This is a genomic window from Rhizobium sp. WCS2018Hpa-16 (assembly GCF_031843705.1).
GTDB classification, from domain to species: domain Bacteria; phylum Pseudomonadota; class Alphaproteobacteria; order Rhizobiales; family Rhizobiaceae; genus Agrobacterium; species Agrobacterium tumefaciens_C.
Genome location: NZ_JAVTIX010000008.1, coordinates 45,651 through 59,779 on the forward strand (window position 1 = coordinate 45,651; position 14,129 = coordinate 59,779).

Below are 14,129 nucleotides of genomic sequence, written 5' to 3' on the forward strand. Positions count from 1 at the left end.
CTTCCCCTTGGAAGGAACACCCAGAGATCTGACTCTATCGTGCCATCTCTAGCAGATATTTGCGATCGCTGTTGGTAACGATGGACGACATATTGATTATGACGGAACCCAAACCCAGAGGCGCAAATGTTTAGGCCCAGCCTACTTCCTCTAATTGCAGCCATCAGCTTTCTCGTCGCACCCCCGGCAAGCGCCACCGACCAAGTGATCACTGAGGCGTTCGGCCGGGCTGTGCAGCCTTGCTGGCGGCCGCCGCTTGATCCTGAAAGCACGGCGGTTGTGCGGCTTAGGATTGCCCCGGATGGCGCGCTCTCGGGCGAGGCGATGCTGGACAAGGGCGGCCAGGACGCGGGCATCTTTGCAGAGAGCACGATGCGCGCCGTGCGGGATTGCGCGCCTTATCCAACTATTGGTAAACTGATCGACGATGACACCGTCGAGATCCGCGCGACCTTCTCCCTCGGCGGCTTTTCTGCGGTCACGGAAGAGGGAGGTGCACCAAAAACTGTCGAGGGTGTCACGATCCGCGCAAGCGAGGATATCCTGCTTCGGGTCCCAGAGCCGAAGGGGTTATGTTATGTCGACCCGGCGGGCGGTGGGCTGCAATTGCAATATTTTAAGCGGATGAGTTCTTTGTTAGACGGCAACCATGTCCACGGTTTCTTTCTTGACTGTGGGACGGTGCGCCAGCTGGAGGCGGGTCAGGCCGACTTCACATTGCCCAAGCACACCATGACGCTGTTCTCTCCGCTGGAACGGAGTGGCAAATTGCAGCGCCTGCCCCAACGCTCGCAGGCGCAAGCTGTCGCCTACTACGAGGCTCTGTTCGAGCGAGAGGGCGCGCTGGAAAGCCATTCGAGGGCGATGGAGAAACGCCTACACGAGGCGTGGGACGTCGCGGTAAAGAGCGGACACCAAGTCGTCGCAGCAGTTGACGAACGGGCGGTCTATACTGCCATGGTTTCAACCGCCGAGACTGAGACTGAAACGCTTCGGAAGATGTCGATTGGTTCCTATGGACAAGTGTTCGACTTGCCCATCACACTCAGCCTCTATGCTCCCTACGAGGAAGGCGGCACAGACGAGCTACTTGCCAAAGCGCAAAAGGTGATGGCAGCAATGTACTCAAACTCTGTGCGAGTGGATTGAAGCATGGAGCTTCTTTAGGCCCCTCACCTGGTCAATGTCGGCATGGGCGCCAACATGCCCATGCTTAAGTTCGTCGCGCATCATCTCTGGGACCCTGAAAAAACAGGCTGCCGATCCTGCTCATGCGATGCCAGTCGAGGTGGATGGCAAACTCTGAAAGCAGTGTTTCTCAAAGCCATCGGCCCGCACGCGCCAGCCACCGTAAGTCGCCTTCTGACCGACTGGTCGACATTAACGAAATGGCGCAGCCTCGATGGTGCATTCAGCTCCCCTGCCCTCAAATCGATCATTCGCCACTCCGTCCAGGCAGTCCCGCGTACGCTGCGCCGCAAGAGCGCCAAGGCGATTACCGGAACTTGACGTCTCATGCTCAGCAAAGACCGAGGCAGTCACTTCCCTCAGTGGGTGGAACGTATCGCTTTCCGATCTCTTGGCACGTCGCGACTGAGAATAAGGAGATCCTAGCAAACCAATCTCACCTCGATCTCATCGAGACGCTCGATTATTGCAACGCATCACATGGCGTCGAACCAATGGTTCGGGCTTTAGTTTGGCCGCAACTGTTACGCTGGCCGGTCCCGACCTGCGTAAGTTTGATGGGGTTCTTCACGCCCGATGGTTTGGAATATGCCGCAAGAAGCTCTGCCGCATGCTCCTTCTTCAAAGATTGCCAACGTTCCGCTTCTTTCCCTTCTAGTTCCTCGACTAAGGCAGAAGTTCCATCGTCACAGCGGCGCTAAAGAACCAAAACAACGAAACACGATCTATCGACAAGAAACCGTTCAAGGAGTGTGTTGCGCGCGACCTTGCTGCCCGGGTGGCCGAGATACTCAGCGAGCTCCTTGATGCAAAATTTCCCGCTGGCGTCCTTCACTTGGATTTCAGCAAACTTCCAATCTGGAGAATTTCGCAGTCTTCGCGACCCTCTTGGCTCGATCAACAATTCGGTTCCCGGCTGAGCAAGTGCCTGCAAGTCGCTTGGCGCGCGAGCGATGTCTTGGAGGTCTCACTTCTTAGGGGCAGGGATATTGATCGTCATTTTGCGCCCAGTCTCCCTGATGCATTTCGTACATCTCAACTCAGATAACTTGCTGTAATGATTATGATAATCCCGAAAAAAGACGGCTGACAACTTAAGGCTATGCTGCCCACCATCTACCTACGAACCTGCTTCTCATGAGGGCGCTTGCGGCCACATCTCCCGGTACAGGTGCCACAAGCCGACAACCGCTCTCTGGGCGGAGCGTTCAGTCTTATGATTATTCTCCAACGAACAAAGCGGTCGCGGAATTTGCTCTGTTACTAATTTTATGAACCCATCGAAGGCCCTATAACGAAGACCTCTTTCTATTTTGAGCAATCCAGTGACATTCGGCTAATTGCCACCAACTCATACCTAAGCCTTTCTATCCTTGACAGTGCGTAGAACAATGCTGGTGATGCCCAGAAGAAATCGAGAAAAGTAAGGATGATTATGGGCGTTCTAAGAGTCATCAGGCTCAGCTTTGAAGACCGAGCCTCCGATCCGTCGCCACTCGAATCTTCAAAGTACTGAACTTCCACAAACCAGCGCCACTAGGTTGATATTGTTGAGGTAGAGGTTCTTTTCGGGAAAGTCGTCCAACTTCGATTGCCGAGCCTGTTTGCCTGATGACACAGATGACCGGACGCGAAATCAAAGCGTGACTTAACTGCGGAGGGCTGAACAAGCGCGAGCGTGCTCAATGTGTCCAGGAAATCGTGACTGACCGCAAGCCTGTCGTCGCTGACGAGCTCTGAAATGATTTCATACCAAGCACGCAAGCGGTGCATGTGGTTAGTCAAGCCGTTTACGATGCTTGCCAGCTCAGTCGCGTATTCGCCGAGCATGGAACTGTGGGGCCTCCAACTGGCCCCGAGTGGTTCAGACAGCCTCCACCAGTGGTATAGCATCCATTTGCCTCTATGCGGCATCGAGCCAATTGCGTCCCAAAAGCGTCGATATAACGAAACAATTCTATCATATCGGTTCTGCGTAAATCGTTGGTCACGCCACAGCACTATTTTCGCCGCTGGACCTCAAGAGCGACATCAACATTGGCCCAAGCGAAAACTCCCCCTGCTCCGATCGCTTCGTCAAGCCTCTGAGATAACCACCGGCGGAATTGATGAAGTTCGATCGTTCCAAAATGCACGCCATCGCCACCGCCGCGTTTTCGGGCCCCATCGCATTGCAGGCCTCTTCATAGGCTGACGGGCTGACGCCCAACATCGAGCGAACCACGACAGCTGCGGTCATGAGCTCACGCCAGTGTGAAATGCCGCCGCCCGGCCCGTAGTCAGCAATCTGGGGGCAAGCACGAAGAACCATTCCCAGCGGGAACGCCTTGATCCGTTCGAGCTTTGCTTTTGTGGCTGCTGGCTTCACATTCCTCGCGTGCGGCTCTTCCGGCAGGCTTTCGCCCAGCTCCTTTCTAGAGCTAGGTTCAAGTTCATTTATAGATTCAGTATTTGAATTCTGTATGTGGCGGTCATTTTGGTTGGCATTGCCATTCATATTTTTGGTTTCTGTCTGCATTCCCAGAAGGTTGAGTACCTCTGTACGTAAGAGTTCCAACTCATCAAGTGTCGCTTCGACTTGGGCTCTGTCTGGATAGCGGGGATGTCGTTCAAGAATGCCAATATATATCGTTTCAGTATGCGCCCAATCTCCCGGAGCGCCTTCCTCGACCGCGGCTGTAATCAGCTTACGGATATCTCGTCGGCAGATCGTAAGTGCTTCTTTCGCTCGGCGAAAGCGCATACGGTCCGCCGCTACGTCCTGAGCCAGCAAGGCAAGCTCGGCGGCACGCGCAAGCAACGGACTCAGATCGAAGCCGTAAGCCTGCTCGATTTCCCCGTCTCGATTGCGATATACGTATCGCTTCCCGTTCGGGCTATCACGACGCTGGATAAGTCCTGCATCCACTAGTGCGCTGAGCTGGCGGCGCAGTGTACTTTCAGTGATCCCGTGAGCGCGAACGGATAGCTGCGCATTAGATGGAAATACAACAAGCCCGCTATCAGCGTCGAGCTGTGTATCGGGGTAGAATGTCAAAAGGGCATCGAGAACGGCAAGCGCTCTATCTTGCAAACCGAGTCGTTCCCTCGTTTCGCATACATCGCGAAATACTTTCCACTTTTCGACACGCGTGCCTGGTGCTGGTGCTGTGATCGCCAATTGCCCTTTCACCAAGGCAAGCGTCGCCGGCCGCCGCCCAAAGGGCGTCGTCACCTGTCCCGTCTGCATTTTTCTCTCACCTTTCTTCAGGCAAAGGAAATACGCTCACCAAATCGGTGCCAAGACTCTTGACTGTGATTCCGGGAAATGCGATTCTCAATCCTGCGAGAGATACGAGAGAGGCTTCCACGGTTTACCGTTTGGGGGCCTTTTTCTTTTGCGGTTTAGTCTCCGTTGTTTTCCTGCTTCGACCCTCTGTACTCGACGTACAAACGATCCATGTGGGCTGAAAGCCACTCACTGAAAGGCTTCGCTTCGACATTCGAGAGTTCGATCGCAACTTTCTTCGACTTGGCGTTCATCACGAATTTCAGCGAAGAGTCAGTTGACGTCCAATCCTTCACGGACGAACTGGTCTTTGGCTTCTTGGCAGCTGATTTGACTTTGTATCGCTTTAAAAAATCATGTAGTTCATCGAACCGCTCATCCTCGGTCAACTCCATGAAGTCGGCGGTTTCCGTATGCTCTGTGGCTACCTTCGAGAGGGCAGGGGAGAGGAGCAATTGACGGAGACTCAGCCACCTATCGCGTCCGATCTTTTTGGACGCTCCTAGCACCCTGAGGATCGAAGCCGGGACAGTTTCCACGACCCCCAGCATTTTCGAAAGCATCGCCTCATCAATCGCGAGCGACGACCGAACCACCTCCTTCGTCATTCCCGACTCAAGCAGGTTCTGTGCGAAATATGCACGCTCTATGAACGACAGGTTGGAGCGAGCGGAATTCTCCTGTCCCTGTGCAATAGCGGAAGTAACATCGTCCAGTTTCTTGACGACTGCCTTGACCGAAATTCCAAGCTCTCTGGCGACTTTGAGACGGCGATGACCGAAGACAACCATGAAGCGTTGGCCGTCTGATGAGCTGGGGCGAACCAGAATCGGCGTTATCTGGCCGGATTCCTTTATCGCCTGCTTAAGCTCCTGATATTCGTCGCCATCGTCGGAAAGGCGATCGGCGACAAAGGAACTGTCAATTAACTGCGGGTCCAGATCGATGATCACCTCGCCCTGCATCAATTTCTTGCTGTTCTCCGCCATATCCTCGATCGACCGAACGACGGTCTTAGCGGCCCCTGTCATGCCGTATCCAGGTTTTGTCGGCGTCTGGTGTGACGCGATTGACGCCATGTCCAGTTTTGCAAAAGGATTTTCACGCGCCATAGCCAGCCTCCGAACTCGCTTTCATCTTCGACAGGGAATTGATATCGTTCACAAATACCGCTGAAAAAACGGCTGACAAGTACGTCATTTGCGCCCCCATGCGCCGTGGATCAAGTCCTGGATTTCACCATTGGCCGCGTTCAGGCTCTCCATTGCCCGATCATAGGTAGACCGGACGAAATCGCCTCGCTCCACCTCGTACAGTGTTTGCTTTTTTATCGAAGCGTCAGAAATGGCCGTTGATTTGAGCACATGATTTCGCAACATCTGTTGGGCGAACATCGATTGCATGAACCCGACCATCTGTGCCTGGGGGATGTCGGTCGGTTCGAAGCGCGTCACGAGATAGCGGAACCACTCGACACGCATCTCGGCGCCCGCCTCTGCGACCGGACCCATGATGCCGCCCAGCATCATCAGGAATTGGCTCATCGACATGATGTCCAGCATCTGAGGGTGGATCGTGATCAGAATGCCTGTCGAGGCCATGAGCGCCGTGATAGTCAGGTATCCAAGTTGTGGCGGGCAATCAATGACCACCACATCATACCTGTCGTCCACCTGCTTCAGCGCATTGAAAATGCGCATATAAAAAAGCCGGCCGTCCTCACCTTTCTTGGAGGATATTGCCAGGGGGACATCATACTCGTACTCCTGCAGGACCAGATTTGCAGGCACCACGTCAAGACCAGGGATATTGGTTGGCTGTATAACGTCTGCAATAGATTTCCGCTCCTCATCGAAACGAAGAGCCTCATAGAGGGACGCCGTATCATCGAGTTCGGGCTGGATCCCGAAAAGGGAGGTGAGGGACGCCTGAGGATCAAGGTCGACCGCCAACACGCGATGGCCAGTAAGAGCAAGGTATTGCGCGAGGTGTGCGGCAGTAGTTGTCTTGCCGCTCCCGCCTTTGAAATTTACGACCGAGACGACCTGCATCGGTTCGCCTTCGCGTCGCCGAGGAACGTAATACCTTTTGTCAGATTTCTTATTGGCCTCAAGATAGTCCCGGAGTTCCAACATTTGATCAGCCGTATAGTAGCGGCGTCCGCTGACCGACTCTATCTCCGGGCCCTTTCCGTCAGAATGAAGTTGTCGGAGGTGGGTCTGGGTAACCCCCATAAAATCCGCGACTTCCCCAAGTTGGAATTTACGAAGCCCTTTGCGAGCATCAGGAGGATACTGCTGGCTGCGTAACATATGCAACGCGTTGGAGATCTTGGCACCCTGCTGGGCAATCTCAATATCAAATCGGTTGGGCAGCGAATTGCTCATTTTGCGAACTATTTCCAGTAGGGCATCACTTTCGAAAAAGTGGCCGCGAAGCCGTCATTTGAGAAACTATCTCGCGATTCCCATAATGCCGCAAGGGATTTAAAGTTAACGAAGAATTAAGACGCGGAAATCATTTTCTCTCTGTATTTACAAAATAGCTTGCAGAATCAGCTTTTTAACCCAATTTCGGATGAGTTCGTTCACTCTCCGTTTTACTGTGAATCCTACAAAGTCTCCTGTGCAAAGCGACCTCAAAATAAAGACACGGCGCGACAACGTCTGTGAGAGGCGTCCGACTCACGCTTCGACTTGTAGGATTATACAACTGCCGAGCCCTTCGAATCTGTGCTGATTTCCAAACCGTCCAACAATGACGGAGGAAATTTATGCAGGTAGTCGCGTTCTCAACACCCCGAACGATTCACGAAGCTAGCCTCCTTCACCTCCAATACCAGCTTCGCGCGCGGGTGTTTTCCGATCGCCTTGGTTGGGAGGTCGATGTAACGGCAGGTTGCGAGTCGGACGGATTCGATGCCCTTCGACCGACCTACGTTCTCGCGATTACCGAGACCGACCAACTGGCGGGATGCGCGAGACTTCTCCCGGCGCTTGGTCCGACGATGGTGTCCGACGTTTTCCCCTCGCTTCTCCCAGACGGTCAACTCATCGGTCATGCAGCGATGATCGAGAGTTCTCGGTTTTGCGTCGATACCACCCTCGCGGAGGGGAGGGGAAAAGGCTCGGTCCACCAGGCGACGCTGACCATGTTCGCGGGCATCGTCGAATGGTGCATGACCAATGGGTACACCGAGATCGTCACGGTAACCGATCTTCGGTTTGAGAGAATCCTCGCTCGCGTCGGATGGCCTTTGCGGCGTTTGGGCGAGCCGAAGAAAATCGGCGTGACAATCGCGGTCGCTGGCACACTTCCCGCCGACGCGGACACATTCGCGAGGCTTCGACCCTCCGACTACTGTTCTGAACTCGACCCTTCTCGGTCAGGTAGCCTAAGGAGACATTCGTGAACCAGCTTCGCTCTCATCCCAGACTTGTCCGCAAACTTCAGGAAGCGCTGGGCGATCAGCTTTGTGTTGCCCTGGATGACGCGACTGTCGTCGAGATCATGCTCAATCCGGACGGAAGACTGTTCATCGAAAGAATTGGCCATGGCGTTGCGCTGGCTGGCGAGATGTCATCTGCAGCAGCGGAAATGGTGATCGGGACTGTGGCGCATGCACTTCAGTCCGAAGTGGGCACCGAGCAGCCGATCATCTCAGGCGAACTGCCAATCGGCGGCCACCGGTTCGAGGGGTTGTTGCCTCCAGTTGTCGCAAGTCCCGCATTCACCATCCGGCGTCGCGCATCACGCCTCATTCCACTCGAAGACTACGTTCGCACAGGTGTGATGACCGAATATCAGGCCGCCACGATCCGTAGCGCGATTTCAGCGAGGCTGAACATCATCATTTCCGGTGGGACGGGCTCTGGTAAGACGACGCTTGCGAACGCGGTGATCGACGGAATCGTCAAATCGGCCCCCGAGGATCGTCTGGTTATTCTCGAGGACACTGCGGAAATACAATGCGCCGCCGATAACGCCGTCCTCCTGCATACCAGTGATACGATCGACATGGGGCGATTGCTCAAGAGCACCATGCGGCTGCGTCCCGACAGGATTGTCGTCGGCGAGGTCCGCGACGGCGCAGCTCTTACACTGCTTAAAGCCTGGAACACTGGTCATCCGGGGGGCGTAGCGACCATTCATTCGAACACCGCCATGTCAGCGCTGCGGCGTCTCGAGCAGCTGACCGCTGAGGCGAGCCAGCAGCCGATGTACGAGATTATCGGAGAAGCGGTAGACCTGGTCATCTCCATCGAGCGAACACCGCGCGGGCGGATCGTACGCGACATCATCCAGGTCGAGCGTTTCATCAACGGACAGTACGAAATCGAATCCGATCAGCTTACGGAAGAACAGGAGGCGCGCGATGTCGCGTAACCATACCCTCATCGCGGCCGCGCTGGTGGCGGCACCCATCGTTTTTGCCTCGGTTGCGCCAGCGCTGGCCAGTTCCGGAGGCGGGCTTCCCTGGGAAGGTCCTTTGCAGCAGATTCAGGAGTCGATCACCGGGCCTGTCGCGGGTGCGATCGCGCTTGCAGCCGTGGCGATCGCCGGGGGGATGCTCATCTTTGGTGGTGAGCTAAACGATTTCGCGCGGCGACTTGTCTACGTCGTCCTCGTTGCCGGCATTCTTCTCGGCGCTACCAACATCGTCGGCTTGTTCGGCGCGACCGGTGCGTCGATCGGGCTGACCGGCGTGGAGATGATGCCGATTGTTCCGGACGTAGGAGGGGAGGGGGATCATGGCTGAGTCCCTGTCCGGCCTGCGGCGTAACCGCATCCATCGGGCGCTGTCTCGCCCAAATCTGCTGATGGGTGCCGACAGGGAGCTGGTGCTGATCACCGGCCTTGCGGCCGTGATCCTGATCTTTGTCGTAATGACAGTTTACTCGGCACTTTTCGGTGTTGCTGTCTGGGTCGTGATCGTTGGCGCGCTGAGGATAATGGCCAAATCCGACCCGCTCATGCGCCAGGTCTATATCAGACACGTTTCTTACAAACCCACCTACAAGGCGACCACTTCGCCCTGGCGACGGTATTGAGGTGGCGGCCATGGTAGCTCTCAAGCGCTTCCGGGTAACCGGGCCCTCCTTTGCCGATCTCGTTCCTTATGCTGGTCTCGTCGACAATGGTGTCCTGCTCCTGAAGGATGGGAGCCTGATGGCCGGATGGTACTTCGCCGGGCCAGATTCCGAAAGCGCTACCGATCTGGAGCGCAACGAACTTTCGCGGCAGATAAATGCGGTCCTGTCGCGACTTGGAAGCGGGTGGATGATCCAGGTAGAGGCTATCCGTATTCCAACAGTCGACTATCCGTCAGAAGACCGCTGCCATTTTCCCGACCCGGTGACCCGCGCGATCGACGCCGAGCGACGGGCACATTTCGAGCGTGAGCAGGGACACTTTGAGAGCAAGCACGCAATCGTCCTGACCTACCGACCACTTGCGTCCAAGAGAACCTCTCTGAGCAAATATATCTATTCAGACGAAGAGAGCCGGAAGAAATCTTACGCGGACACGGTGCTCTTTGTCTTCAAGAGCGCGATACGAGAGGTTGAGCAGTATTTCGCCAACACCCTTTCAATCCGGCGAATGGAAACCCGTGAAACCATCGAGAGGGGAGGGGAGAGGATTGCTCGCTATGACGAACTCCTTCAGTTCGCAAAGTTCTGCATCACTGGCGAAAGCCACCCGGTCCGGCTTCCCGATGTCCCCATGTACCTCGACTGGATCGCAACCGCCGAGCTTGAGCACGGGCTGACGCCAAAAGTTGAGAACCGTTTCCTCGGCATCGTTGCGATCGACGGTTTGCCGGCCGAAAGCTGGCCGGGTATCCTGAACAGCCTTGATCTTATGCCGCTGACCTATCGGTGGTCGTCACGATTCATATTTCTCGACGCAGAGGAAGCTCGGCAAAAGCTCGAACGCACCCGCAAGAAATGGCAACAGAAGGTCCGGCCGTTCTTCGACCAGATCTTCCAGACACAAAGCCGCTCGGTCGATCAGGACGCGATGACAATGGTCGCTGAAACAGAGGACGCGATCGCGCAGGCTTCATCGAAGCTTGTTGCATACGGCTACTATACGCCCGTCGTCGTGTTGTTCGACAGCGATCGCGAAGCACTGCAGGAGAAGGCCGAAGCGATCCGACGACTGATCCAGGCAGAAGGTTTCGGGGCAAGGATTGAAACGCTCAACGCTACCGACGCCTATCTCGGCAGTCTGCCTGGTAACTGGTACTGCAACATCCGTGAGCCGCTGATTAACACCAACAATCTCGCCGACTTGATCCCGCTTAACTCGGTGTGGTCCGGAAGCCCGATCTCCCCAAGCCCGTTTTACCCGCCGAATTCCCCGCCCTTGATGCAAGTTGCGAGCGGTTCGACTGCGTTCCGCCTGAACCTGCATGTCGATGATGTCGGCCACACGCTGATCTTCGGTCCGACAGGGTCAGGCAAGTCGACACTTCTTGCTTTGATCGCCGCGCAGTTTCGTCGCTACGAAAATGCGCAGATTTTCGCATTTGATAAAGGTAGCTCGCTGCTTCCGCTGACACTCGCTGCTGGCGGCCATCATTACGAGATCGGTGGTGACATTGCGGAAGAGGGGAGGGGCCTGGCTTTCTGCCCATTGTCCGAACTCCAGACTGATGCCGACCGCGCCTGGGCGACGGAGTGGATCGAAATGTTGGTCGGTCTGCAGGGCATTACGATTACCCCGGATCATCGCAACGCCATCTCTCGGCAGGTCGGCCTCATGGCGAAAGCATCTGGCCGCTCACTCTCGGATTTTGTCAGCGGCGTTCAGTTGCGCGAAATCAAGGACGCGTTGCACCACTACACCGTCGATGGCCCCATGGGTCAGCTTCTCGATGCGGAGGAGGACGGTCTCACACTCGGAACCTTCCAAACCTTCGAGATAGAGCAGTTGATGAATATGGGAGAGCGTAATCTCGTGCCGGTGCTGTCCTACCTGTTCCGGCGGATCGAGAAGCGTCTGGATGGTTCGCCGAGCCTGATCGTACTCGACGAAGCCTGGCTCATGCTCGGTCACCCGGTCTTCCGCGACAAAATCCGGGAATGGCTCAAGGTGTTGCGCAAGGCGAATTGCGCTGTCGTCCTTGCGACCCAGTCGATCTCGGACGCCGAACGGTCCGGTATCATCGACGTCTTGAAAGAATCCTGCCTGACCAAGATTTGTCTTCCAAACGGCGCCGCCCGCGACCCCGGGACGCGCGAATTCTACGAGCGTATCGGTTTTAATGAGCGGCAGATCGAGATCGTCGCAACGGCGATACCAAAGCGCGAGTACTACGTCGCCACGCCGGAAGGCCGGCGGCTCTTCAACATGTCGCTTGGGCCGGTCGCCCTTAGCTTTGTCGGCGCGACGGGCAAAGAGGATCTCAAACGGGTCCGCATCCTTAAATCCGAGCACGGCCGTGAATGGCCGATCCGCTGGCTTGAAACGAGAGGAGTTCACGATGCCGCATCGCTACTCAAGTACGAATAGAAGGATTGCCTGCCTGGCGGCGGCGCTCGCCATCACGGTTGTCAATCAAGGTTCGGTGCAAGCCGGTTCAGCCGCCGGCGCCGCAACAGAATGGACGCAGCTGGCCAACAACGCGCAACTCGTAGACCTTATGAAAAGCTCCGGCATCCAGGTCGACAATCAGTTGACCCAGATCAGCCAGCTTGCGGAGCAGATCCAGAACCAGCTGAAAATCTACGAGAACATGCTGCAAAACACTGCGCAGCTTCCCAGTTATGTCTGGGGAAAGGTCGAAAGCGATCTCAACCAGCTACGCAGCATTGTCGAACAGGGTCAGAGCATCTCATTTTCTCTGGGCAATGCCGATGATGTTCTTCATCAGCGCTTTGACAGTTACGCTGATCTCAGGACGAGTTTACCCGACAACGCAACGTTCTCCTCGACCTACCAGTCCTGGTCGGACACCAACCGCGACACGATCGCCAGCTCGCTGAGGGCGGCTAGTCTTACGGCCGACCAATTCGATAGCGAAGAAGATACGATGTCGTCACTACGGTCGATGTCCGAGACGGCAGATGGGCAGGTGAAAGCTCTGCAGGTCGGACATGAGATCGCGGCTCAGCAAGTCGCACAAATGCAGAAGCTTCGCGGTCTCGTCTCCCAACAGATGACGATGATGGGGACGTGGCTGCAGACAGAACAAACCGACAAGGACCTTGCACAGGCACGGCGTGAAAAGTTCTTTAACGCTGAGGTCAAGAACGTGCCGCAGGGCCAGAAGATGGAGCCTCGCTGGTGAGCCGTGCCTTCCCCGTTGCCTTGCTGCTCGCCGTTGCCGCTTCGGTTGCAACGGTGCTGATCGTCAGTTCCCGAAACACAGGAACACCCCCACCGACGCAAGCGCAGCGCGCCGCCTGGGAAGGTTTTTTTGGCTCTGACAGGGAACTGCCGCCAATCAAGGAAGGTCAGGAGATGCGCCCGAGATGGTGAAAATAGCCGCCGCACGCTCGTTCCTGATTATAGGTCTCTATGTCCTAGCCTTTGCTGTTCCCGTGTTCGCGCAGGAAGGACAGGTTCTCACGGAACTCGAAAACCAAGTCTCGACCGCTGCGAAGGGGTGGGAGACTACCGTAATGGACGCTGCGAGATCGCTGTTCTGGATTCTCGCAACGATCGAGATCGGCATTGCGGCGGTTTGGCTGGCGATTCAATCCGCCACGCTAGACAGCTGGTTCGCCGAACTGGTCCGGCGGATCATGTTTATCGGGTTCTTTGCCTTTGTCTTGGCGCAGGGTCCAACCTTTGCGCGAGCTGTAGTCGACAGCCTTTTCCAGATTGGTGCCGGCGGCGGTTCAGCGTCGCCCGCTGAGGTCTTCGATGCCGGCATACGCGTCGCGTCTCAAATGTCAGGGCAGGCACAATTCGGGGTGTTCGAAGACAATGCCCTTGCGATCGCGGCCGTTCTCGCCATGGGCATCGTTGTCATCTCGTTCTCACTTGTTGCAGCGATCTTCGTATCGGTAATGGTTGAGATGTATGTCGGACTGCTCGCCGGCATGATCATGCTCGGACTGGGCGGTTCGTCCTTCACCAAAGACTTCGCCGTCCGCTACCTCGTCTATGCATTTGGTGTCGGAATGAAACTGATGGCCCTGGTGATGATTGCCAAGATCGGATCGAGCGTTCTGCTTGGTCTCGCCCAAGCGCCCACGGCATCGTCGGACCAGTTTGTCTCGACGTTGGCTATTTCCGGTATCTCGGTAGTGGTCTTTATCATCGCCATGTATGTCCCGAACATCATCCAAGGCGTTGTCCAAGGCGCATCAGTGTCTGGAGGAATGGAAGCAATCCGTCACGGAGGCCAAGCGGCGTCTTTCGCCGCTGGCGCTGGTTTTCTCGCCGCTGGCGCGGCCGGCGCGGGATTTGCGGCGGCACAAGCCGCACGCGCTGGCGGCTCATCGGTCGCTGGAGCTGTCATGCGCGGCATGGGCGCAAGCTTCGGCTCCGGCGCGCAGGCTGCGGGTTCAGCCGCGAAGGAAAAAGCGATCGGTTCGCCCGGTGCCTATGCGGGGTCCATTCTCGGCTTGGCCAACGCCAAGCTCGATGAACAGCGTGGAGCTCACAGCGGGCCGAAACCTCTTCCCGAACGCAACGCCAAACAATAATCGGAACAATG

12 protein-coding genes and 1 pseudogene are annotated in these 14,129 nt (G+C 56.1%); 10 read left to right on the forward strand and 3 right to left on the reverse strand.

Going from position 1 to position 14,129, the window contains the following annotated elements; translation table 11 throughout:
• The first annotated feature begins 126 nt into the window (after positions 1 to 126).
• Positions 127 to 1,149, forward strand: a complete 1,023-nt coding sequence (locus RQI55_RS19690; RefSeq protein ID WP_311273309.1) for a hypothetical protein — start codon at positions 127 to 129, stop codon at positions 1,147 to 1,149.
• Between the two features lie 60 nt (positions 1,150 to 1,209).
• Positions 1,210 to 1,503: pseudogene (locus RQI55_RS19695) on the forward strand (integrase); the annotation flags it as partial.
• Between the two features lie 1,672 nt (positions 1,504 to 3,175).
• Here RQI55_RS19695 and repC read toward each other — a convergent pair.
• The 3 genes from repC to repA form a co-directional block, all read right to left on the reverse strand.
• A complete protein-coding gene (repC, locus tag RQI55_RS19700; RefSeq protein ID WP_243258438.1) occupies positions 3,176 to 4,417 on the reverse strand; it encodes a plasmid replication protein RepC in 1,242 nt (413 codons plus the stop codon).
• Positions 4,418 to 4,572: 155 nt separating this feature from the next.
• Positions 4,573 to 5,568, reverse strand: coding sequence for a plasmid partitioning protein RepB (gene repB / locus RQI55_RS19705; RefSeq protein WP_311273310.1), 996 nt, complete (start codon positions 5,566 to 5,568; stop codon positions 4,573 to 4,575).
• 84 nt (positions 5,569 to 5,652) lie between these two features.
• Positions 5,653 to 6,843, reverse strand: a complete 1,191-nt coding sequence (gene repA / locus RQI55_RS19710) for a plasmid partitioning protein RepA (protein ID WP_042615767.1) — start codon at positions 6,841 to 6,843, stop codon at positions 5,653 to 5,655.
• Between the two features lie 386 nt (positions 6,844 to 7,229).
• On the opposite strand from repA, the gene RQI55_RS19715 reads away from it, so the two are divergent.
• From RQI55_RS19715 to trbL, 8 genes are read left to right on the forward strand one after another with little or no spacing between them, the layout of a single operon-like run.
• On the forward strand, positions 7,230 to 7,868 hold the full coding sequence (locus tag RQI55_RS19715; protein WP_311273311.1) for an acyl-homoserine-lactone synthase: 639 nt from the start codon (positions 7,230 to 7,232) through the stop codon (positions 7,866 to 7,868).
• Positions 7,865 to 8,842, forward strand: coding sequence for a P-type conjugative transfer ATPase TrbB (gene trbB, locus RQI55_RS19720; protein WP_311273312.1), 978 nt, complete (start codon positions 7,865 to 7,867; stop codon positions 8,840 to 8,842). Before RQI55_RS19715 ends, trbB begins: the two co-directional genes overlap by 4 nt.
• Entirely contained in the window at positions 8,832 to 9,215 is a 384-nt protein-coding gene (locus RQI55_RS19725; RefSeq protein WP_042615770.1) for a TrbC/VirB2 family protein, read from the forward strand. The genes trbB and RQI55_RS19725 overlap by 11 nt, the downstream gene beginning before the upstream one ends.
• Complete coding sequence (locus RQI55_RS19730; protein ID WP_042615771.1) at positions 9,208 to 9,507, forward strand: conjugal transfer protein TrbD; 300 nt, start codon at positions 9,208 to 9,210, stop codon at positions 9,505 to 9,507. Before RQI55_RS19725 ends, RQI55_RS19730 begins: the two co-directional genes overlap by 8 nt.
• 10 nt (positions 9,508 to 9,517) lie before the next feature.
• A complete protein-coding gene (locus RQI55_RS19735) occupies positions 9,518 to 11,974 on the forward strand; it encodes a conjugal transfer protein TrbE (protein ID WP_311273313.1) in 2,457 nt (818 codons plus the stop codon).
• Entirely contained in the window at positions 11,946 to 12,752 is an 807-nt protein-coding gene (trbJ, locus tag RQI55_RS19740) for a P-type conjugative transfer protein TrbJ (RefSeq protein ID WP_311273314.1), read from the forward strand. The genes RQI55_RS19735 and trbJ overlap by 29 nt, the downstream gene beginning before the upstream one ends.
• Entirely contained in the window at positions 12,749 to 12,943 is a 195-nt protein-coding gene (gene trbK, locus RQI55_RS19745) for an entry exclusion protein TrbK (RefSeq protein WP_311273315.1), read from the forward strand. The genes trbJ and trbK overlap by 4 nt, the downstream gene beginning before the upstream one ends.
• Positions 12,937 to 14,118 carry a P-type conjugative transfer protein TrbL gene (gene trbL, locus RQI55_RS19750; protein ID WP_311273316.1) on the forward strand — a complete coding sequence of 394 codons (1,182 nt, stop codon included), beginning with the start codon at positions 12,937 to 12,939 and terminating at the stop codon, positions 14,116 to 14,118. The genes trbK and trbL overlap by 7 nt, the downstream gene beginning before the upstream one ends.
• The last annotated feature ends 11 nt before the right edge of the window (positions 14,119 to 14,129 follow it).

Coding starts and splice junctions, on each gene's coding strand:
- RQI55_RS19730 (WP_042615771.1), top strand. CDS start 9,208: ATGGCTGAGTCCCTGTCCGGCCTGCGGCGTAACCGCATCCATCGGGCG.
- RQI55_RS19735 (WP_311273313.1), top strand. CDS start 9,518: ATGGTAGCTCTCAAGCGCTTCCGGGTAACCGGGCCCTCCTTTGCCGAT.
- repA (WP_042615767.1), bottom strand. CDS start 6,843: ATGAGCAATTCGCTGCCCAACCGATTTGATATTGAGATTGCCCAGCAG.
- RQI55_RS19715 (WP_311273311.1), top strand. CDS start 7,230: ATGCAGGTAGTCGCGTTCTCAACACCCCGAACGATTCACGAAGCTAGC.
- RQI55_RS19725 (WP_042615770.1), top strand. CDS start 8,832: ATGTCGCGTAACCATACCCTCATCGCGGCCGCGCTGGTGGCGGCACCC.
- repB (WP_311273310.1), bottom strand. CDS start 5,568: ATGGCGCGTGAAAATCCTTTTGCAAAACTGGACATGGCGTCAATCGCG.
- trbJ (WP_311273314.1), top strand. CDS start 11,946: ATGCCGCATCGCTACTCAAGTACGAATAGAAGGATTGCCTGCCTGGCG.
- repC (WP_243258438.1), bottom strand. CDS start 4,417: ATGCAGACGGGACAGGTGACGACGCCCTTTGGGCGGCGGCCGGCGACG.
- trbL (WP_311273316.1), top strand. CDS start 12,937: ATGGTGAAAATAGCCGCCGCACGCTCGTTCCTGATTATAGGTCTCTAT.
- RQI55_RS19690 (WP_311273309.1), top strand. CDS start 127: ATGTTTAGGCCCAGCCTACTTCCTCTAATTGCAGCCATCAGCTTTCTC.